The 20,944-nt window shown below is 71.4% G+C and carries 14 protein-coding genes and 1 pseudogene; 4 read left to right on the top strand and 11 right to left on the bottom strand.

The window, feature by feature from the left end; translation table 11 throughout:
• Positions 1-26: 26 nt before the first annotated feature.
• The 5 genes and pseudogenes from yvcK to uvrA form a co-directional block, all read right to left on the bottom strand.
• Positions 27-1,013, bottom strand: a complete 987-nt coding sequence (yvcK, locus tag O7543_RS02125; protein WP_281550425.1) for a uridine diphosphate-N-acetylglucosamine-binding protein YvcK — start codon at positions 1,011-1,013, stop codon at positions 27-29.
• On the bottom strand, positions 1,010-1,882 hold the full coding sequence (rapZ, locus tag O7543_RS02120; RefSeq protein WP_281555620.1) for an RNase adapter RapZ: 873 nt from the start codon (positions 1,880-1,882) through the stop codon (positions 1,010-1,012). Before rapZ ends, yvcK begins: the two co-directional genes overlap by 4 nt.
• Positions 1,883-2,071: 189 nt before the next feature.
• Entirely contained in the window at positions 2,072-4,033 is a 1,962-nt protein-coding gene (gene uvrC, locus O7543_RS02115) for an excinuclease ABC subunit UvrC (protein ID WP_281550426.1), read from the bottom strand.
• Between the two features lie 91 nt (positions 4,034-4,124).
• A complete protein-coding gene (locus O7543_RS02110) occupies positions 4,125-4,634 on the bottom strand; it encodes a Rieske (2Fe-2S) protein (protein WP_281550427.1) in 510 nt (169 codons plus the stop codon).
• A gap of 232 nt (positions 4,635-4,866) precedes the next feature.
• Positions 4,867-7,764, bottom strand: a pseudogene (gene uvrA / locus O7543_RS02105) (excinuclease ABC subunit UvrA); the annotation flags it as partial.
• Positions 7,765-8,169: 405 nt separating this feature from the next.
• Here uvrA and O7543_RS02100 point away from each other — a divergent pair.
• Positions 8,170-9,294 (top strand): LCP family protein, encoded by a 1,125-nt coding sequence (locus O7543_RS02100; protein ID WP_281550429.1) that lies wholly within the window; start codon positions 8,170-8,172, stop codon positions 9,292-9,294.
• Positions 9,295-9,301: 7 nt separating this feature from the next.
• Here the strand turns inward: O7543_RS02100 and rsgA are convergent, their stop codons facing one another.
• The gene (rsgA, locus tag O7543_RS02095; RefSeq protein WP_281550430.1) at positions 9,302-10,369 is read right to left on the bottom strand and encodes a ribosome small subunit-dependent GTPase A; all 1,068 of its coding nucleotides are present in this window, start codon (positions 10,367-10,369) and stop codon (positions 9,302-9,304) included.
• Between the two features lie 210 nt (positions 10,370-10,579).
• Here rsgA and O7543_RS02090 point away from each other — a divergent pair, with 210 nt between their 5' ends.
• Positions 10,580-11,233, top strand: coding sequence for an MBL fold metallo-hydrolase (locus tag O7543_RS02090; protein WP_281550431.1), 654 nt, complete (start codon positions 10,580-10,582; stop codon positions 11,231-11,233).
• A 33-nt stretch (positions 11,234-11,266) separates the two neighbouring features.
• Here the strand turns inward: O7543_RS02090 and O7543_RS02085 are convergent, their stop codons facing one another.
• The 4 genes from O7543_RS02085 to O7543_RS02070 all read right to left on the bottom strand — a co-directional run bounded on the left by O7543_RS02085 (position 11,267) and on the right by O7543_RS02070 (position 15,696).
• On the bottom strand, positions 11,267-12,166 hold the full coding sequence (locus O7543_RS02085) for an SDR family oxidoreductase (protein ID WP_281555621.1): 900 nt from the start codon (positions 12,164-12,166) through the stop codon (positions 11,267-11,269).
• Between the two features lie 107 nt (positions 12,167-12,273).
• Positions 12,274-13,092, bottom strand: coding sequence for a peptidoglycan recognition family protein (locus O7543_RS02080; RefSeq protein WP_281550432.1), 819 nt, complete (start codon positions 13,090-13,092; stop codon positions 12,274-12,276).
• A gap of 419 nt (positions 13,093-13,511) precedes the next feature.
• Complete coding sequence (locus tag O7543_RS02075; protein ID WP_281555622.1) at positions 13,512-15,128, bottom strand: CocE/NonD family hydrolase; 1,617 nt, start codon at positions 15,126-15,128, stop codon at positions 13,512-13,514.
• A gap of 46 nt (positions 15,129-15,174) precedes the next feature.
• Positions 15,175-15,696, bottom strand: coding sequence for a MarR family transcriptional regulator (locus tag O7543_RS02070; RefSeq protein WP_281550433.1), 522 nt, complete (start codon positions 15,694-15,696; stop codon positions 15,175-15,177).
• A 125-nt stretch (positions 15,697-15,821) separates the two neighbouring features.
• Between O7543_RS02070 and O7543_RS02065 the strand changes: the two genes are divergently transcribed.
• Together O7543_RS02065 and typA are read left to right on the top strand one after the other, a co-directional pair.
• Positions 15,822-17,969 carry an MMPL family transporter gene (locus tag O7543_RS02065; RefSeq protein WP_281550434.1) on the top strand — a complete coding sequence of 716 codons (2,148 nt, stop codon included), beginning with the start codon at positions 15,822-15,824 and terminating at the stop codon, positions 17,967-17,969.
• A 4-nt stretch (positions 17,970-17,973) separates the two neighbouring features.
• Complete coding sequence (gene typA / locus O7543_RS02060) at positions 17,974-19,839, top strand: translational GTPase TypA (protein WP_281550435.1); 1,866 nt, start codon at positions 17,974-17,976, stop codon at positions 19,837-19,839.
• A gap of 52 nt (positions 19,840-19,891) precedes the next feature.
• Here the strand turns inward: typA and O7543_RS02055 are convergent, their stop codons facing one another.
• Complete coding sequence (locus O7543_RS02055; RefSeq protein ID WP_281550436.1) at positions 19,892-20,890, bottom strand: TerC family protein; 999 nt, start codon at positions 20,888-20,890, stop codon at positions 19,892-19,894.
• Between the last annotated feature and the right edge of the window lie 54 nt (positions 20,891-20,944).

Raw genomic sequence — 20,944 nt, 5'->3', positions numbered from 1 at the left:
GACGGCGGGTACCGATACGTACGTGCTTAACGAGCGGACCCCAGGACAGGCACCAGGGCGGCACCCAACGCGACCGGATCGTGCCGGGGGCTGCCGTCGGCGACCGCCAACGGGGCGAGCGTCAAACGCGCACCCAGCGATTCTGCCGCACGGGCCGCCGGCTCGGGATCGCCGACCGCCGTACCGTCGGCGAGCACCGTGTCGACCTGCAGCTGCGGCAGGTACCAGCTGAGCGCGGCGAGGTGGTCGGCGACCGACAGCCCGAGGGTCTCCTTCTCCGCCGCCAGGTTCAGGGTGACCAGCCGACGGGCCGGGCTGGCCACGATCGCGGCGGCCAGGTCCGGCACCAGCAGATGCGGGATGACGCTGGTGTACCAGCTGCCCGGCCCGAAGATCAGCCAGTCGGCGTCGCGCACCGCCGCCAGCACCGGCCGGCAGGCGGCCGGCGCCTTCGGCTGCAGCCGTACCGACTCGACCCGGCCCCGGGTGACCGCCACCGCGTGCTGGCCCCGGACGGTGATTACGTCGGCCGGCCGGCGCGGGTCGCCGCCGCACACGTCGGCTTCGATCGACACCGGCTCGCAGGACATCGGCAGCACCCGGCCGGTCGCGCCGAGCAGCCGGCCGACGTGGTCGAGCGCGGCGACCGGGTCGCCGAGCAGCTCCATCAGCCCGCACAGCACCAGGTTGCCGACCGCGTGCCCGGTGAGTGGGTCAGGACGGTCGGTCGCCGGCGCCTCCCCCGGCACCGGCACGAACCGGTGCTGGAACAGCTCGGCGGTCAACTGGTCGGCCGACGCCGGCCCGGCCAGCGCGGCGAGCGCCTGACGTAGATCGCCGGGGGGCAGCGCGCCACGGTCGGCCCGCAGCCGGCCACTCGACCCACCGTCGTCACCGACCGTGACCACCGCGGTGAGGTCCAGCGCCAGCTCGGCACCGGCGTGACGCAGGCCACGCAGCGAGGCGGCCAGCCCGTGCCCGCCGCCGAAGGCCACCACCCGCAGTGCGCTCACTCGCGCCCCAGGTCACGGTGCTGGGCGTTGACCGACAGCCGGGCCTGACGCAGCCGTACGGCGAGCTCCTCGGCGATCGCCACGCTGCGGTGCTTGCCGCCGGTGCAGCCGACCGCCACGGTCAGATAGCGTTTGCCCTCCCGCTCGAACCCGGCGGTGGTGGCGTTGACCAGCTCGGCGTAGTTGCGGACGAAGTCGTCGGCGCCTTCCTGGCTGAGCACGTACCCGCTGACCGACGCCTCCCGGCCGGTGTACTCGCGCAGATCCGGGACCCAGTACGGGTTGGGCAGGAACCGCGCGTCGATCACGAAGTCGGCGTCCGGCGGCAGCCCGTACTTGAAGCCGAACGACAGCACGGTGATCCGCAGCCGGCGGGCGTCCTCGCCGCCGAACAGCTCCTCGACCCGGCGCCGGAGCTGGTTCTCGTTCAGATGGCTGGTGTCGATGATCACATCGGCCTGGTCGCGGGCCTCGGCGAGCAGCTCCCGCTCGGCGGCGATGCCGTCCGCCAGCCGACCGTCACCCTGCAGCGGATGCGAGCGCCGGACACTTTCGAACCGGCGGATCAGCACGTCGGCGGCGGCGTCGACGAAGACCACCCGGGGCTGGTATCCGCGCTCCTTGAGCGCCCGGATCGCGCCGACCAGGTCGGTGGAGAAGGCACGGCTGCGCACGTCCAGCACCATCGCGGTACGCCGGGCCGCCCCGCCGGCCCGCATCGCCAGCTCGGCCATGTCGAGCAGCAACGCCTGCGGCAGGTTGTCCACCACGTAGTAGCCGACGTTTTCCAGGGCCCGGGCCACCGTGCTGCGTCCGCCCCCGGACACCCCGGTCACCACGACCAGCCGGGCCTCGTTCTGGTCGGCCACGGTGCCGGCCGGTTCGCCGTCGTGTACGGCGCTGCTGGCCAGGTCGTCGACCGCCGCGACGCTGGCCGGTGTGTCGTCGGCCGGCCGGGTGATGTCGTCGCCCGGGTTCGGGCTGTTCTGCCTCACGGTCCTCCTGCCTCGGGTACGCGGCGCGCCAGGTGCGCGCAGGTCGGCACCACAGATGGGATTCTAGGTGCGATCCGCGCCGTCATCCGAGGACCCGGCGAGCGCAGCGACGATCGTCTCCGCGGTCCGCCGTCCGATGCCGGGCACCTCGGTGATCTCGTCGACGGTCGCCGAGGCGATCCGCCGGACCGAACCGAAGTGCCGAAGCAGCGCCTTGCGGCGGGTCTCGCCGAGCCCGGGCACCTGGTCCAGCCCGGAGGCGGTCATCCGCTTCGACCGGCGCTGCCGGTGGTAGGTGATCGCGAACCGGTGTGCCTCGTCGCGGATGCGTTGCAGCAGGTAGAGCCCTTCAGAGGTGCGCGGCAGGATCACCGGGTAGTCGTCGCCGGGCAGCCACACCTCCTCCAGCCGCTTGGCCAGCCCGCACAGCGCCACGTCGTCGACGCCGAGCTCGGCCAGCACCGCCGCGGCGGCCTGCACCTGCGGCGCACCGCCGTCGACCACAACCAACTGCGGCGGGTACGCGAACCGGCGCGGCCGCCCGGTCTGCGGGTCGACGCCCGCCGGCAGCTGCCCCACGTCCACGGCCGGCGGCGCCGGTACGTCATCAGCAGGCACCGACCGTTCGGGGGCGGGCTGGCGATGGCGGGCGAAGCGTCTGCGCAGCACCTCGCTCATCGCGGACAGGTCGTCGGTCGCGCCGCGGACCGCGAACCGGCGGTACTCGGCCTTGCGGGGCAGCCCGTCCTCGAACACCACCAGGCTGGCCACCACGTCGGTGCCCTGGATCTGCGACACGTCGAAACACTCGATACGCAGCGGCGCGGCGGCCAGCCCCAGGGCCTCGGCGATCTCCTCCAACGCCTGGCCGCGGGTGGTCAGGTCACTGGCCCGGCGCAGCTTGTGCCGGGTCAACGCCTCGCCGGCGTTGCGGGCCACCGTCTCCATCAGGGCGCGCTTGTCGCCGCGTTGCGGCACCCGCAGCGTCACCCGGCCGCCCCGGCGGGCGGTCAGCCAGTCGGCGAGCGCCGGCGCGTCGGCCGGCAGCTCGGGCACCAGCAACTCCCGGGGCACGTCGGTCTCACCCTGTTCGGGGCCGTACACCTGGGTGCAGAAGTGATGGACGAGGTCGGCGGTGGTCAGCTGCTCGACCTTCTCCACCACCCAGCCGCGCTGACCGCGTACCCGGCCGCCGCGGACGTGGAACACCTGCACCGCGGCTTCGAGCGGGTCCTCGGCGAAGGCGACCACGTCGGCGTCGGTGCCGTCACCGAGCACGACGGTCTGCTTCTCCATCGCCTTGCGCAGCGCGGCGACGTCGTCACGCAGCCGGGCGGCCCGTTCGAACTCCAACGCCTCGGCGGCGTCGTGCATGTCCCGCTCCAACCGGCGCACCATGGTGTCGGTGCGCCCGGCCATGAAGTCGCAGAACTCGTCGACGATTGCCCGGTGCCCGGCGGCGTCGACCCGGCCGACGCACGGTGCCGAGCACTTGCCGATGTCGCCGAGCAGACACGGCCGCCCGACCTGGCCGGCCTGCCGGAACACCCCGGCCGAGCAGGTCCGCGCCGGGAAGACCCGCAGTAGCAGGTCGAGGGTCTCGCGGATCGCCCAGGCATGCGAGTACGGCCCGAAGTAACGCACCCCTTTGCGTTTCGCCCCGCGCATCACCTGCAGCCGGGGAAACTCCTCGTCCAGCGTCACCGCCAGGTACGGGTAGGACTTGTCGTCCCGGTAGCGGACGTTGAACCGGGGGTCGTACTCCTTGATCCAGAGGTACTCCAGCTGCAGCGCCTCGACCTCGCTGCCGACGGTCACCCAGTCGACCGACGCGGCGGTGGTGACCATCTGCTGGGTGCGCTGGTGCAGCTGCCACAGGTCGCCGAAGTAGGAGTTGAGCCGGCTGCGCAGGCTCTTGGCCTTGCCGACGTAGATGACCCGCCCGGTGGGATCACGGAACCGGTAGACCCCCGGCGAGTCCGGGATGGTGCCGGGGGCAGGGCGGTAGCTGGACGGATCTGGCATCGCCGTCAGCGTAGTCCAGGGCTGTGACAGCTCCGGTCGTCCGCGTCCGCGTGGGCGGCACGCACCCGGCGGACGCGGACGACCGGACCCGTCAGGCCACCGAGATGGTCTCGCCGTCGACGGTAATGGTCTTCTCCTCCAGCGGCGCCGACGCCGGGCCGGAGAGCACCGAGCCGTCGGAAATGGAGAAGCTGCTGAAGTGGCAGGTGCAGTTGATGGTGCCACCGTCGAGGTTGGCCACCGGGCAGCCCTGGTGGGTGCAGACGTTGCTGAATGCCTTGAACTCTCCCTCGGCGGGCTGGGTGACCACGACCCCCTGGGCGGCGAGGATGATACCGCTGCCGACCGGCACCTGGCCGGTGGTGAGCCCGTCGCCGCCGGACCCGGTGTCGCCGCCGCCGTCCGTTCCGCTGTCCGTACCGCCGTCCGTGCCGGCGGGCTGGCCCGCGTCGACCGGCGCGTTCGCACCGTCGCCCAGGTCGTCGTCGGTACCGGTGCCGCAGGCGGCGAGCGCCACGGTCGCTCCGACCCCGCTTGCGCCGATCAGCAGCGCCCGGCGGCTGGTCGGACCGGTGTCGGTCGTCGTCTGGTGCTCAGTCATTCAGCTTGCCTCCTGTCAGTTGCCACGGCTGGTCGTCCGTGGCCACGCCAGTAGAAACGGCGACGCGTCACGAACGGTTCATCCCGGTATGACGGTAGGACCATGATTCATACGCAGCCGTAGACGCCGCTGTACGGGAGCTGTGTCAATGCTGTGCGACGGCTTCGGCCGCCCGGCGCCCACCAGTGCCGCGCTTGGCTCTGGCCGTCGGGCTCTTCGTCCGGCCGGGCGTACCGTTGGCCTTCGCGGCCCGCGCGGACGCGGCGGCGGCTCCACCGGCGTCGCCGGCGCGGCCCAGGACCGGGCGCAGGAACGCCCCGGTGTGGCTCTCGGCGACCTCGGCGACCTCCTCCGGCGTGCCGGCGGCCACCACGGTGCCGCCCCGGTGCCCGCCCTCCGGCCCCATGTCGATCAGCCAGTCGGCGGTCTTGATCACGTCGAGGTTGTGCTCGATGACCACCACGGTGTTGCCCTTGTCGACCAGACCGGCCAGCACGGTCAGCAGCTTGCGGATGTCCTCGAAGTGCAGCCCGGTGGTCGGCTCGTCGAGCACGTAGACGGTCCGGCCCGTGGAGCGTTTCTGCAACTCGGAGGCGAGCTTGACGCGCTGTGCCTCGCCGCCGGACAGGGTCGGCGCCGGCTGGCCGAGCCGTACGTAGCCCAGGCCGACGTCGACCAGGGTCTTCAGGTGCCGGTGGATCGCCGGGATGGCCTCGAAGAAGTCGGCAGCCTCCTCGATCGGCATCTGCAGAATCTCGGCGATGGTGCGGCCCTTGTAGTGGACCTCGAGGGTCTCCCGGTTGTACCGGTCGCCCTTGCAGACCTCGCACGGCACGTAGACGTCCGGCAGGAAGTTCATCTCGATCTTGATGGTGCCGTCGCCCGAGCACGCCTCGCACCGGCCGCCCTTGACGTTGAACGAGAACCGCCCCGGACCGTAGCCGCGCACCTTGGCCTCGGTCGTCTCGGCGAACAACCGGCGGACGTGGTCGAACACCCCGGTGTAGGTCGCCGGATTCGACCGTGGGGTACGGCCGATCGGCGACTGGTCGACGCCGACGACCTTGTCCACGTGGTCCAGCCCGGTGATCCGGGTGTGCCGGCCGGGCACCAGCCGGGCGTTGTTGATCTGGTTGGCCAGTACGGTGTAGAGGATGTCGTTGACCAGCGTCGACTTGCCGGAGCCGCTGACCCCGGTGACCGCGATCAGCTGGCCGAGCGGGAACGTGACGGTCAGGTTGCGCAGGTTGTGCTCGCGGGCGCCGTGCACCACCAGCTCCCGGCCGGCCGTCGCCGGCCGCCGGGTGGCCGGCACCGGGATCGCCCTGCGACCGGACAGGTACGCCCCGGTCAGCGACTCGTCGCTGGTCAGTAGCTCGTCGACCGGCCCGCTGTGCACGATCCGGCCGCCGTGCTCACCGGCGCCCGGCCCGATGTCGACGATCCAGTCGGCGGTCCGGATGGTGTCCTCGTCGTGCTCGACCACGATCAGCGTGTTGCCCAGGCCGCGCAGCCGCACCAGGGTTTCGATCAGCCGGTGGTTGTCCCGCTGGTGCAACCCGATCGACGGCTCGTCCAGCACGTACAGCACCCCGACCAGGCCGGAGCCGATCTGGGTGGCGAGCCGGATCCGCTGCGCCTCGCCGCCGGACAGGGTGCCGGCCGGGCGGTCCAGCGACAGGTAGTCCAGTCCGACGTCGACCAGGAACCGCAGCCGGGCGTTGATCTCCTTGAGCACCCGCTCGGCGATCATCTTCTGCCGGTCGGTGAGCACCAGCCCGCCCAGCAGGTCGGCGCACTCGCCGACGGACAGCCCGGTCACCTCGGCGATGTTGCGCCCGGCCACGGTCACCGCGAGCACCTCGGGCTTGAGCCGGGCGCCGCCGCACGACCCGCACGGCACGTCCCGCATGTAGCCCTCGTACTTCTCCCGCGACCATTCCGACTCGGTGTCGGTGTGCCGCCGCTCGATCCACTGCACCACGCCCTCGAAGCCGGTGTAGTAGGACCGCTCCCGGCCGTACTTGTTGCGGTAGCGGACGTGCACCTGGTCGTCGGCGCCGTACAGGATGGTCTTCTGCGCCCGGCTGGGCAGTTTGCGCCACGGGGTGTCCAGGTCGAAGTGCTCCGCCTCGCCGAGCGCGGCCAGCAGCCGGGCGAAGTACTCCTGGGTCTGCCCGCCGGACCACGGCTGGATGGCGCCGTCGCGCAGGGAGCGCTCCACGTCCGGGACGACCAGCTCCGCGTCGACCTCTTTCTTGGTCCCCAGACCGACGCATTCCGGGCAGGCACCGTAGGGCGCGTTGAACGAGAAGACCCGCGGCTCCAGGTCCTCGATCGCCAGCGGATGATCGTTCGGGCAGGCCAGGTGCTCGGAGAAGCGTCGCTCGCGGGCCGGGTCGTCCTCGGCGAGGTCGACGAAGTCGAGCAGCACGATGCCACCGGTGAGGCCGAGCGCCGACTCCACCGAGTCGGTCAGCCGACGCCGGGCGCTGGCCTTGACGGTCAGCCGGTCGACGACCACCTCGATCGTGTGCTTCTCCTGCTTCTTGAGCTTCGGCGGCTCGGTCAACGGGTGGACCACGCCGTCGACCCGGGCCCGGGCGTACCCCTTGGCCTGCAGATCGGCGAAGAGGTCGAGGTACTCGCCCTTGCGCCCGCGCACCACCGGGGCGAGCACCATGAACCGGGTGCCCTCGGGCATGGCCAGCACCCGGTCGACGATCTGCTGCGGGGTCTGTCGGGAGATCCGCTCGCCGCAGACCGGGCAGTGCGGCTCGCCGACCCGGGCGAAGAGCAGCCGCAGGTAGTCGTAGACCTCGGTGATCGTGCCGACGGTGGACCGCGGGTTGCGCGAGGTGGACTTCTGGTCGATGGAGACCGCCGGAGACAGCCCTTCGATGAAGTCGACGTCCGGTTTGTCCATCTGGCCGAGAAACTGCCGGGCGTACGACGACAGCGACTCGACATAGCGCCGCTGTCCCTCGGCGAAGATGGTGTCGAACGCGAGGCTCGACTTGCCCGAGCCGGACAGCCCGGTGAACACGATGAGCGCGTCACGTGGCAGGTCAAGGCTGACGTCGCGGAGGTTGTGCTCACGCGCGCCACGGATGATCAATCGGTCGGCCACGGTCCGCCTGCTCCCGTAGAGGCTCACAAGATCTGCGTTGGTCGGGTGTCTGAATCGTCATTTTCGTCGCTTCTAGCCAGTGGTCTGTAGCTGACCTGGCCGACGCCCCGGCAACTGTAGCCCCAGGCTCCGACAACTCTGCCCGACACACGTCGTCACCCGATCGAGGTACCCCGGAACCAGTCCCGCCGATACCGCCCGGGCGGGCCGGATCGGCCGGCATACTGCACATACTGGTCAAGTCACCCATTGACCTGGCGTGGAGCAGGGGGTTCCTCCACGTGTCAGCGGGCCGGCCCGTCCGATCGGGGGGTGGGACGGGTCGGCCCCCGCTGCCACCCGGCCGGCAGGACCGACCAAGCCGGCAATGTCGGGCCGGTCAGCGGCACCGTATCCTCTGGTCCCATGTCCGACGCTGTCTCCGACGCCACGGTCGACGCGAACGCTACGCCCGATGCGAGAGTCATGCTCGATACGAATCTCAAACCCGACGCGGCCGTACCCGAAACCGACGGGTCGCCGCCCGGCACGACAGGGCAGCAGCCCTCCCGCCGCCGTGGCGGCCGCTGGCTGCGTCTCGCCCTGCTCGTCACAGGGCTGTCGCTGATCCTGGTGGTCGGCGGTACCGCCGCCGCCGGGTGGCTGTACGCCCGGTCCGTCGAGTCGCACGTCGACAAGGTGGAGATCTTCACCGCACTGCCCGAGGCGCAACGCCCGGTCAAGGCCGTCGAGCAGGCGAGGAACTTCTTGATCGTCGGCAGCGACTCGCGGGATCCGGACACCTCCGGTTCCCGCACCGACACGATCATCCTGGCGCACCTGCCGGCCGACCGCGGCGGCGTACAGATGATCTCCATCCCCCGGGACACCTGGGTCCGGGTGCCGGACCCGGACGGCGGCGACGGCCGCCAAGACAAGATCAACTCCGCGTACGCGACCGGCGGGACGCCGCTGCTGGTGCAGACCGTGGAGGGATTCACCGGGGTCCGGATCGACCACGTGGTGCTCATCGACTTCGCCGGCTTCGCCGAGATCATCGACGCCGTCGGCGGAATCGAACTCGCCGTCGACGAGTCGTTCACCTCGGTCCACCCGCCATACCGGCAGTTCACCGCCGGGCTGCAGCAGATGGACGGCGACACCGCGCTGGACTACGCCCGGCAGCGCAAGCAGTTCGCCGACGGCGACTTCACCCGGGTGCGGCACCAGCAGGAGATCATCGCGGCGGTGCTGGACCAGGCCAGCGGCAGTGGGCTGCTCACCAGCCCGGGCCGGCTCGACGACTTCCTGCGCGCCACCGCCGACGCGGTCACCGTGGACGAGGGCACCTCGGTGTTCGACACGGTGTGGGCGCTGCGGCAGCTGCGCAGCACCGACCTGACCATGCTCACCTCGCCGTCGGCGGGCACCGGTCAGCAGGCCGGGCAGAGTGTCGTGTTCCCCGACGACGCGGCCGCGGCCGACCTGTACGCGGCGGTCCGCGGCGACACCGTCGACGACTGGCTGCGCGAACACCCGACCGGCCGCTGACCCGGCGTCACCGCTGCCGGTTACGTGCCCGGTTCTCCTTCGAGATCCGCTTCCACCTGGCCCGCTCGGCGGCGGCCAGCCGCGCGTCCCGGCGACGCATCTCATGCGCGACCTCCCGCTGCAGGCGCTGCCAACTCTCCCAGCGGCGCACCGGCAGGTCGCCGGACTCGATCGCGGCACGCACCGCGCAGCCCGGCTCACCGCTGTGCGCGCAGTCGGCGAACCGGCAGGCGGCGGCGAGCTCGGCCACGTCGGAGAACGCCTCATCCAGGCCGTCGGCGGAGTCCAGCAGACCCACCGCCCGTACGCCCGGGGTGTCCAGCACCGCCCCGCCGCCGGGGATCGGGATCAGCGCCCGGTAGGTGGTGGTGTGTCGGCCCTTGCCGTCGACCCGACGGATGGCCTGCACCCCCATCACCTCGGTGCCGGCCAGCGCATTCACCAGCGTCGACTTGCCCGCCCCGGACGGCCCCAGCAGCCCCAGGGTGCGGCCGGGCGCCGCGAGCCGGGACACCTCGTCGATGCCGTCACCGCGCTGCGCGCTGACCGCGATGACCGGTACGCCCGGTGCCACGGCGGACACCTGGTCGCCCACCGCCGCCGGGTCGGCCACCGCGTCGCACTTGGTCAGCAGGACCACCGGCTCGGCGCCGGACTCCCAGGCCAACGCCAGGAAGCGTTCGATGCGGCCCAGGTCGGGTGCCGGGTGCATCGGTTCGACGACGGCGGCCGTGTCGACGTTGGCGGCGAGCACCTGCCCGGTGGAGTCCTTGTCGGCGGTACGGCGCACCAGCGCGGTCCGCCGGGGCAGCACCTGCTCGACGGTGGTCCGCTCGTCCGGCCAGGTCCGCACCAGCACCCAGTCGCCGGCGCAGGGCAGGGCCACCGGGTCGGACGCGGCGGCGGTGAGGACCGCGCCGGCGACACTGGCCCGCATCGGTCCGTCGGCCACCAGTACGGTGCACACCCCGCGGTCCACCCGGGCCACCCGGCCGGGCTGGTGGTCGGTGTCGGGAGCCGGCAGGGCACGGTCGTGGAAGGCGTCCCAGCCGAGGGACGCGAGATCGAACGTCATGGGAACCCTTGTCAGGTCGTGGGGTGCCCGCCGGCCGGACCGGCCGGACGACCCCGGTGGGAAGGAGAGGCGGACGGACCGCAGGGGACAGTCACGGTCACCACCACCTCCCTCCGGAGAGCTCTGCCTGACGCGTCACGGCAACGGTAGCCTTCTGACGGCAGCCGGGGAAAGCCAATTCCGCCCAGCCACGACCAGCAGGAGGTTCCGGTGCCCTACCAGGGAGATGTCACCGTCGGCGGCGCGCCGGACGTCCGGGAGCTGACCGGGCTCACCATCACCAAGATCGCGGTCGGGCCGATGGACAACAACTCCTACCTGCTGCGCTGCACCAGCACCGGCGAGCAGGTGCTGATCGACGCGGCGAACGAGGCACCCCGGCTGCTGGAGCTGATCGGGCCGGCCGGGCTCGCCGCCGTGGTCACCACCCACCAGCACATGGACCACTGGGTCGCGCTGGAGGAGGTGGCCGCCGCGACCGGGGCCGCCTCGCTCGCCCACCCGGCCGACGCCGACGGGCTGCCCCTGGTCACCGCCACCATCACCGACGGCGACCGGGTCGCGGTCGGCGACTGTGAACTGGAGGTCGTCCACCTGGTCGGGCACACGCCCGGCTCGGTCGCCCTGCTCTACCGGGATCCGCGCGGGGTGGCGCACCTGTTCACCGGCGACGCGTTGTTCCCCGGCGGGGTCGGCAACACCCGCGGCGACCGGCGCAACTTCCTGTCTCTGATCGACGACGTCGAGCGCAAGCTGTTCGACCGGCTGCCCGACGACACCTGGTTCTACCCCGGTCACGGGAAGGACTCCACGCTCGGTGCCGAGCGTCCGGCGCTGCCACAGTGGCGGACCCGCGGTTGGTGACCCGTCACCGGCGACGCGGCGACGCGGCGACGGTCAGATCGTGCGGCGACCGCCGGTCACGGCGAGCACCTCGCCGGTCGTGTAGCTGGACTCCTGCGAGGCGAAGAAGACGAACGACGGGGCCAGCTCCGCCGGCTGCGCCGGCCGACCGATCGGCGACGTGGTGCCGAACTTGCCCACCGCCTCCGGCGGCATGGTCGCCGGAATCAACGGCGTCCAGACCGGCCCGGGCGCCACCGAGTTCACCCGGATCCCCTGGTCGACCAGGTTCGCCGCCAGCCCTTTGGTGAAGTTCACGATGCCCGCCTTGGTGGTCGCGTAGTCCAACAACGACGGCGACGGATCGAACGCCTGGATCGACGACGTGTTGATGATGCTGGACCCCGGCGGCATGTGCGGCACGGCCGCCCTGCAGATCCAGAACAACGCGTACAGGTTGGTCTTCAGCACCCGGTCGAACTGCTCGGTGGAGATCTCCGCGATCCCCTTCTCCTGCGCCATCTGGTACCCGGCGTTGTTGACCAGAATGTCGATGCCGCCGAGCTCCTCGACGGCGCGTCGCACCAGCTCCACGCACTGATGCTCGGTGGTGATGTCGCCCGGTACCGGCACCGCCCGCCGGCCGGCCGACTCGACCAGCCGGACCGTCTCCCGGGCGTCGCGCTCCTCCTGCGGCAGGTACGACAGCACGACGTCGGCACCTTCCCGGGCGAACGCGAGCGCCACCGCGCGACCGATCCCCGAGTCCCCGCCGGTGATCACCGCCCGCCGGTCGGTCAACCTGCCGGAGCCGCGGTAACTCTCCTCGCCGTGGTCCGGCGGCGGGTCCATCCTGACCCCGGTGCCCGGTGGCGGCTGCTTCTGCACCGGCTGCCCCCGCCGCTGACCGTACTGCTCCGTCGGATCCTGCCGGCTGTGCTGGTCGGCCATGATCGTTCGCTCCTCACGGTACGGGCGCAACGGGTGTGAACACCGCAGCCGTACCCACACCACCCCGGACCGAAACCGCCTGCCGGTTCCCGAACCCAATCGCCGACCGCTCAGTTCTGCAGGAAGCCCTGGGCGACCCGGGCCTCGGCCAGCAACCGGGAGCAGGCCGCCGGGTCGGACTCGGTGATGGTGGGCACCTCGTCCTCGCCGCTGAGGCTGCGCAGGAACGCGAGTTCGGCGGGCCCGATGTGCCGGACCTTGCCGCTGTCGTGCACGACGTAGATCGGGTTCGGGGTCTGGATGGTGCACTGCACGAGGTACATGACGGTGTCTCCCGGGTCGTCGAGGTCGTCGATAATCCATCGTGGTCGGGGTGGTACCGGCGGTCGGATCGCGGTGACGATCTGCGCTGCTCGGGCGACGATCGTCGGTTTCTGAGCGACGATTGCCGGACCGGGACACTGGCTGTGTCCCCAGTCGAAGCCGTTCTCGGCACCCATGCTGTGGTGGCCCAGTCCGCGTTCGCGCGGGCTGTTCGCGTTGCGGACCGGCACGCCGTGTTCGAGGTGTGATCGGGCCAGCAGTTGGGCGTTCGCCTCCAGCTGGGGTGCGGTGAGCCGGTCCGGCAGGAACCCCTCGTTCTCGATACTGAGCCAGGTGCGGTTGCCCGCCCGCTGTGTCCACGCCCGGATCTCGGTGTCGACCATCTGCGCGATGCGCCCGTCCTTGGCCACGACGAAGTGCGACGACACCCGCGACGCGGGGTTGCGCTGCCAGGCGATGGTGCCCTCGAAGTATCCGGCGGCGATGTGCACCACGATGCCGTGGTGCGCGTCGAGGCGGTCCTCCGGCTCGTTCAACGCACCGGTGCCGTTGCCGCTGTTCACGGTGGGACCCCGCCAGGTAGCGAGATCGGTCCAGATTCCCATGTGGTGGTGCCTCCTTTCCCAGCCGGCGGATGGGTGGGTGGGTGGATCGATTCCGGTCGACGTCGGAGGAACGTGGGACCGTGGACCGGCTCGGCCGCCGCCTGCCGGGTGGCCCCGCTCACCGGGGCGGTTCCGCTCGCCGGTGCGGGCGCCGCCGCGACATCAGGTCCACTGTGCGCACCAGCTGGCCAGGCCGGTGACTCACCTCGACTGGCACGTCCGGCGACGACTCGACTCCGGTCCTCCCGGTGTCGTCAGTCCTGGTGACCGACGCCCTCCCGACGGTGCCATGTATCGAGAATAGCGTGACTAGCAAGCTCCTGACCAGGGCGAATAACTCTGAGTATTGGCAACGATGCGCAGGGTGTGAGTCGCTGCCGACTCTGGCCGGATGACACCGGCCCGCCGCCGGAAGATCCTCAGTCCTGTGTGACCGGCAACCAGACCACCGACGGCCGCTGCGGGTCGTGGAAGATCCACCGTTCGCTGCTCCGCAGCCGCGCGGCGGTACCCAGCGGCTCACCAGATCCCGGGTTCCTCGCCCACCGCGGATGCGCGCCACCGCTGACCTGCACCCGTAACCGCTCTCCTGCTGCCAGCCGGCAGGCGGTCGGCCAGAGGGTCACCGGCACCCGGACCACCTCGCCGCCCGCCTCGCCATCCACCCGGGACAGACCATCACAGATGTTCCAGGATCTACCGCGCAGGTCGACGCGGCACAGCCGGACGAACACGTCGAAGTACGCGACGCTGCAGCGGACGTACACCTCGGCCGTCACCGGGCCGATCAGCTCCACCGGCCGGTCCAACGGCCCGCTCGTGTAGGTCAGCACGTCCGGGCGGGCCTCCAGCCCCCGGTTGTCGCGCACCCCGGCGTGCTGGGCGATCAGCATCGGCCCGCCCACCGCCGGAGTCGGTGCGGCCGGGTCGTAGCGGTGCCGGTCCGGCGCCGACCGGGGCGGCACCGACCGGCCCAGCCGACCGCCCGGCCACAGGTACCACCCGGTGGTCGTCACCGGCGGCGGCCAGTCGGCGAGGTCACGCCACCCGGCCCCGGCGACGTGCACCCGCACCGGCCGGTGCCCGGACGCGGCGGGCCCCTCGCCGAAATGGGTCGCGAAGAACTCCGCCGCCTCCCGGTACGCCGTGACGAACAGTCCGGGACTGCCGTGCGTCCACGGCCCGACGATGAGCCGGGGCCGCCGGCCGGCCGCCCGCAACGCCGCGTAGTCGGCCAACTGGGCCGGCAGGAAGATGTCGTGCCAACCGGTCACCATCGACACCGGGGCCCGGACCTGGGCGACCTCGCGGTGGAAGGTGCGGGGCAGCCAGTACGGTGCCGCCGGACGGTGCTGGGTGAGCCACTCCTGGAAGAACGGCACGGTGGCGCCGGTCGCGACCCGGTCGGCCTCGGCCAGTGGCAGGTGCGCCAGACCTGCGGTCAGCCGGGGCAGGCCACGGCGTAGCTCACGCTGGCGGCTCAGCCACGGCACCTGCTGGGCCGACATCAGCTCCGCCCAGGTCAGCACCGTGTCCAGCGAGAAGCCCCCGCCGGCGTACGTGGAGTCGCGGGTCTGCGCGGCGGTGACCACCGCGACCATCGCCCGCAGGTCGTCGCCGGCGTGGGCGGCCGTGGCCCACTGCCCGAAGCCCTGGTAGGAGATGCCGAAGGTGCCGAGCCGGCCGTCGTACCAGGGTTGCCGGCGCAGCCACTCCAGGGTGTCCAGCCCGTCGGCCTGCTCGTGCAGCAGCGGCTCGAACAGCCCGTCGGACCCGAACGTGCCCCGGCAGGACTGGACGACGCAGTGCCAGCCACGGCGGGCGAACAGCAGACCGAGCAGCCGGACCGGACCGCCTCGACCGTACGGGGTCCGGATCAGCACGGTCGGCGCGGTGCCCGCACCCACCGGCCGATAGTGGTCGGTCCGCAGCCGCAACCCGTCGCGGGTCCGCACGGCGAGGTCGCGCCGGATCCGCACCCGCGACGGACCCCCGGTTCCGAACCGCCGCAGGCCCGGGATCCCGAACCGCCGCAGGCCGGCGACACCGTGCCGCCGATCGGGCCGGCCGCCGGCTACGCCGTCAGCGCCCACGGCCACCGTCCCGGGCGGCCGCGCGCACCTCGTCTCGGTGCTCCCGGGTTGACTCGCCCATCGCCGTCAGGAACCGGCGGACCGTCTCCAACTCGTCGTCGGTGAAGTCGGCCATCACGGCGTCGGTACGCCGGCCCAGCGGGGCGAAGAACTCGCGGGCCAGGGTGGCACCCTCGGCCGCGTACCGCAGCCGCACCTTGCGCCGGTCGTCCGGGTCCCGGTCGCGGTAGAGGTGTCCGGCCCGCTCCAGCCGGTCCACCAGTGCGGTGACCGAGCCGGAGGTCAAGTTGAGGTGTGCGCCCAGGCCGCCCGGGGTAATCGGTTCGCCGCTCTGTTCGGCGTCCATCACCGCGATCAGCGCCTGCAGGTCGGTGGCGTGCAGGTCGTGCAGCGCGGCGAAGGCATGACCGACGTGGCCGGCATCGACGGTGTAGCTGCGCAACCGGCGGATGATCTCCGCCACCACCGCTGGCCGACCGCTCGGCCGGGTCCCCCATACACCGGCGCCCACCGTGTGCCCTCCGATCCATGTCCTGACACGACCCTATCCCAGCCCGGCTATAGTCTTGATGAACGAGATACTGGATGGCCGTGAGATTTGGTACCCGCCCAATCGGCGACGAACGAGGTGCAAACATGCCCACACCGCTCGGCACCCGGCTCACCGGCATCATCTGCGGCCGGTGGACCGCCTGGCTGGTCCTGCTCACCGCAGCGGCCTTCTCCGCCGTGGTGATCGGCTTCGCCGGTGACCCCCGCACCGGTGACGACCCCACCGGGGCGCTGCCCGACTCCGCCGAGTCCGTCCAGGTCGCCGAACTGCGCCGGCAACTACCCGGCGGGCAGCTCAACCCGGCCCTCGTCGTCTACTCCCGCGGCGGTGCCCCGCTGACCGCCGACGACGACGCCGCGATCACCGCCGACCGCGCGGCCTTCGCCCGCGACGCCGTCGGCGACGTCGGCCCACCGGTGTACGCCCCCGACCGCACCGCCGCCCTGGTCGCCGTCCCACTACCCGCCGAGATCGACATCGAACGCCTCGGCGAAGTCGTCGACCGGCTCCGCGCCGAGGCCCGCGCCGGACTTCCCACCGGCGCCAAAGCCGAACTCACCGGCGGTGCCGGCTTCACCGCCGACGTCGCCGCCGCCTTCGACGGCGCCAACGTCACCCTGCTCGCCGCCACCGTCGCCGTCGTCGCCGCACTGCTGCTGATCACCTACCGCAGCCCTTGGCTGTGGCTGGTGCCGCTCGCCGTGGTCGGCACCGCCGATGTGGTCAGCAACGGACTCATCGCCATCGTCAGCCGCGCCGTCGACCTGCGGATCGACCCCTCCACCACCGGCATCGTCGACGTCCTCGTCTTCGGCGCCGGCACCAACTACGCCCTGCTGCTGATCGCCCGCTACCGCGAGGAACTGCGCCGCGAACCCGACCGCCGCCGAGCCCTGCGCCGCGCGCTGGGCTCCGCCGGGCCGGCGATCACCGCCAGCGCCCTGACCGTCGTGCTCAGCCTGCTCACCCTGCTCGCCGCCGTACTCGCCAACGACCGCGCGATCGGCGTCGCCGGCGCCGTCGGCATCACCACCGCCATGCTGTACGGCCTGATCGTGCTGCCCGCTGCCCTGTCCGTCTGCGGACGTGGCCTGTTCTGGCCGTTCGTCCCCCGCCCCGGCCAGCCCGACCCCACCCGCAGCGGCATCTGGGCCCGGGCCGGCGCCCTGGTCAGCCGCCGACCCCGCACCGTGCTCGCCGGGTCACTGCTGCTGCTCGCCGTGCTGGCCACCGGCCTGCTCGACGCCCGGATCGGGCTGAGCAAGACCGAACAGTTCCGGGTCAGCGCCGAATCCATCGACGGGCTGGCCACCCTGTCCCGGTCCTTCCCACCCGGGGCCGCCGACCCGGTGATCGTCGTCGCCAATGCCGCCCAGGCACCCGCGGTGCTCGCCGCCGCCGAAACGGTCGACGGAGTCACCAGCGCCCGACCGGCTGGCGGCACCGACGACCTCGCCGTCGTCGAGGTGGTGCTACGCGCCGAACCGGACAGCGCGGAAAGCTACCGCGCCATCCGGGACCTGCGGGCCACGCTCGACTCGGTACCAGCCGCCGACGCCCTCGTCGGCGGCTCGGTGGCCGCGAACCTGGACACCCGCGACGCCGCCCTGCGTGACCTGCGGGTCGTCGTCCCACTGGTGCTCGTGGTGGTGCTGGCGGTGCTGATCGTGCTGCTCCGGTCGATCGTCGCGCCGCTGATCCTGGTCGGTACGGTCGTCGCCACCTTCTTCGCCGCCGTCGGCGCGGCTACCACCCTGTTCACCCAGGTGCTCGGCTACCCGGCGCTGGACACCAGCGTGCCGCTGCTGGCGTTCCTGTTCCTGGTCGCCCTGGGTGTCGACTACAACATATTCCTCACCACCCGGGCCCGGGAGGAGGCGGCCGTCGACGGCACCCGGCAGGGCATGCGGACCGCGCTCGCCGTCACCGGCGGGGTGATCACCAGCGCCGGCATCCTGCTCGCCGCGGTCTTCACCGTCCTCGGCGTGCTGCCGCTGGTCACCCTGACCGAGATCGGGGTGATCGTCGGGTTCGGCGTACTGCTCGACACGTTGCTGGTCCGGACGCTGCTGGTGCCGGCGATCGCGATGGTGCTCGGCCGACGGTTCTGGTGGCCGAGCGCGCTCGGCCACCACCGCGTCCCGGAGCCGGTGCCGGTCAGGGCCGACCCGACGCCGAAGCCGGCCAGGGCCGACCCGATGCCGGGCCGGCGCGCCGATGCCGGAGGATAGGAGCATGCAGACCCGCTCCGATCTCCGTAACGTGGCCATCATCGCGCATGTCGACCACGGCAAGACCACGCTGGTTGACGCGATGCTGCGCCAAGGCGGCCAGCTGCACGCCCGCGCCGAACTGCCCGACCGGGCGCTGGACTCCATGGACCTGGAGCGCGAAAAGGGCATCACCATCCTGGCCAAGAACACCGCGATCAGCTACGTGCCCGACCAGGGCGACCCGGTCGTCATCAACATCATCGACACCCCGGGGCACGCCGACTTCGGCGGCGAGGTGGAACGCGGCCTCACCATGGTCGACGGCGTGGTGCTGCTGGTCGACGCCAGCGAAGGGCCGCTGCCGCAGACCCGGTTCGTGCTGCGCAAGGCACTGCAGGCCCGGCTACCGATCATCCTGGTGATCAACAAGGTGGACCGGCCGGACGCGCGGATCAAAGAGGTCGTCGACGACACCTACGAACTCTTCCTCGACCTCGACGCCGACGAGGCCCAGATCGACTTCCCGATCGTGTACGCCTGCGCCCGCGACGGCGTCGCCTCGCTGACCCAGCCGGCCGGCGGCGCGGTGCCGGACGACAGCGACAACCTGGAGCCACTGTTCCGTACCCTGTTGGAGACGATCCCGGCACCGGCCTTCGACCCGGAGGCGCCGTTGCAGGCGCACGTGACCAACCTCGACGCCTCGCCGTTCCTGGGCCGGCTGGCGCTGTGCCGGGTCCGGCAAGGCACCATCCGCAAGGGCCAGACCGTCGCCTGGTGCCGCACCGACGGCAGCCTGCAGAAGGTCCGCATCTCCGAACTGCTGATGACCGAGGGACTGGAACGCAAGCCCGCCGAGGCCGCCGGCCCGGGCGACATCATGGCGGTGGCCGGCATCCCGGACATCATGATCGGCGAGACCCTGGCCGACGCGGACGACCCCCGCCCGCTGCCGTTGATCACCGTCGACGAGCCGGCGATCTCGATGACCCTGGGCACCAACACCTCACCGTTGGCCGGCAAGGTCAAGGGGTCGAAGGTGACCGCCCGGCTGGTCAAGGACCGGCTGGACCGGGAACTGATCGGCAACGTGTCGCTGCGGGTGCTGCCCACCGAACGCCCGGACGCCTGGGAGGTGCAGGGCCGTGGTGAGCTGGCGCTGGCCATCCTGGTCGAGCAGATGCGCCGCGAGCAGTACGAGCTGACCGTCGGCAAGCCGCAGGTGGTCACCCGGGAGATCGACGGACGGGTCTGCGAGCCGGTGGAGCGGCTGACCATCGACGCCCCCGATGAGTACCTGGGCGCGATCACCCAGCTGCTGGCCACCCGGAAGGGCCGGATGGAGCAGCTGGTCAACCACGGCACCGGTTGGATCCGGATGGAGTGGCTGGTACCGGCCCGCGCGCTGATCGGGTTCCGGACCGAGTTCCTCACCGAGACCCGCGGCACCGGCATCCTGCACCACGTCTTCGAGTCCTACGAGCCGTGGTTCGGCGAGCTGCGGACCCGGCCCACCGGATCACTGGTCGCCGACCGGACCGGCGTGGCGACCAGCTTCGCCATGTTCAACCTGCAGGAACGCGGCTCGCTCTTCGTCGAACCGGGCACCCCGGTGTACGAGGGCATGCTGGTCGGCGAGAACTCCCGCGCCGACGACATGGACGTCAACATCACCAAAGAGAAGAAACTGACGAACATGCGTTCGTCGACCGCCGACGAGTTGGAGCGGCTGGTGCCGCCCCGCAAGCTCTCCCTGGAGCAGGCGCTGGAGTTCTGCCGCGAGGACGAGTGCGTCGAGGTCACCCCCGAGGCGGTACGGTTGCGCAAGGTGATCCTCGACCAGACCGCACGGGCCCGGGCGGCGGCCCGCCGCAAGCACCAGAGCTGAACCGCACTGCCGGTGGGAGCCCTCGGCACGGGGGTTCCACCGGCGGTGTCGGTCACTTGACGATGTCGGCGAGCTCCCGCTTACGGTCCCGGGACGTCTTGACCAGGCTGGCCACCGTGGTGACCAGCAGGGTCACGAAGATGACGGTCAGCGACAGCCAGATCGGGATGTGCGGTGCCCAGCCGACCGGATCGCCACCGTTGACGAAGAACAGGGTGTTGTCGGCCAACGCCTCCAGCACCAGCTTCACCCCGATGAAGCCCAGCACCACAGCCAGGCCGTAGCTGAGGTAGACCAGCCGTTCCAGCAGGCCGCCGAGCAGGAAGTAGAGCTGCCGCAGCCCCATCAACGCGAAGACGTTGGCGGTGAAGACCAGGTACGGCTCCTGGGTGATGCCGAAGATCGCCGGGATCGAGTCGAGCGCGAAGATCAGGTCGGTGACGCCGATCGCGATCATGACGATCAGCATCGGCGTGAACATCCGCCGGCCGGCCTCGGTCTCCGTGGTCAGCCGCCCACCGTCGTACGAGCCGGAGACCGGCAGCACCCGCCGGCTCCACCGGATCACCGCGTTCTCGGAGAACTCGTCGGTCGTCTCGGGCTGGCGTAGCTGACCGATCGCAGTGTAGATGAGGAAAGCGCCGAAGATGTAGAACACCCAGGAGAACTGGGAGATCAGCACGGCGCCTGCCGCGATGAACCCGCCTCGCAGCACCAGCGCCAGCACGACGCCGACCAGCAGCACCTTCTGCTGGTACTTCCGGGGCACCACGAACCGGCCCATGATGATCACGAAGACGAAGAGGTTGTCGACGGAAAGGCTCTTCTCCGTGACGTAGCCGGCGAAGAACTCGCCGGCGTACCGCCCGCCGGACGTGGCCCACACCCCGAGGCCGAAGATCACCGCGAGCACGATGTAGAAGACGGTCCAGCCGGCTGACTCGCGCATGCTCGGTTCATGCGGCCGCCGGACGATGATCAACAGGTCGGCGATCAGCACCGCGGTCAGTACGACCAGGCTGACCAGCCAAACCCAGGCTGGGATGTTCACTCGGACCTCCGGCAGACACAGGGCACCGCCGACCGGAACCGGGACGGGCTGCCC

The sequence above is a fragment of the Solwaraspora sp. WMMA2080 genome (genome assembly GCF_027497395.1).
Taxonomy (GTDB): Bacteria; Actinomycetota; Actinomycetes; order Mycobacteriales; family Micromonosporaceae; genus Micromonospora_E.
This window is presented reverse-complemented; position numbering and strand designations above follow the sequence as displayed.

Excerpts from the sequence above, each read along its gene's own strand:
- uvrC (WP_281550426.1), bottom strand. The coding sequence starts at position 4,033 with ATGCCAGATCCGTCCAGCTACCGCCCTGCCCCCGGCACCATCCCGGAC.
- O7543_RS02110 (WP_281550427.1), bottom strand. The coding sequence starts at position 4,634 with ATGACTGAGCACCAGACGACGACCGACACCGGTCCGACCAGCCGCCGG.
- O7543_RS02100 (WP_281550429.1), top strand. The coding sequence starts at position 8,170 with ATGTCCGACGCTGTCTCCGACGCCACGGTCGACGCGAACGCTACGCCC.
- rsgA (WP_281550430.1), bottom strand. The coding sequence starts at position 10,369 with ATGACGTTCGATCTCGCGTCCCTCGGCTGGGACGCCTTCCACGACCGT.
- O7543_RS02080 (WP_281550432.1), bottom strand. The coding sequence starts at position 13,092 with ATGGGAATCTGGACCGATCTCGCTACCTGGCGGGGTCCCACCGTGAAC.
- O7543_RS02065 (WP_281550434.1), top strand. The coding sequence starts at position 15,822 with ATGCCCACACCGCTCGGCACCCGGCTCACCGGCATCATCTGCGGCCGG.
- typA (WP_281550435.1), top strand. The coding sequence starts at position 17,974 with ATGCAGACCCGCTCCGATCTCCGTAACGTGGCCATCATCGCGCATGTC.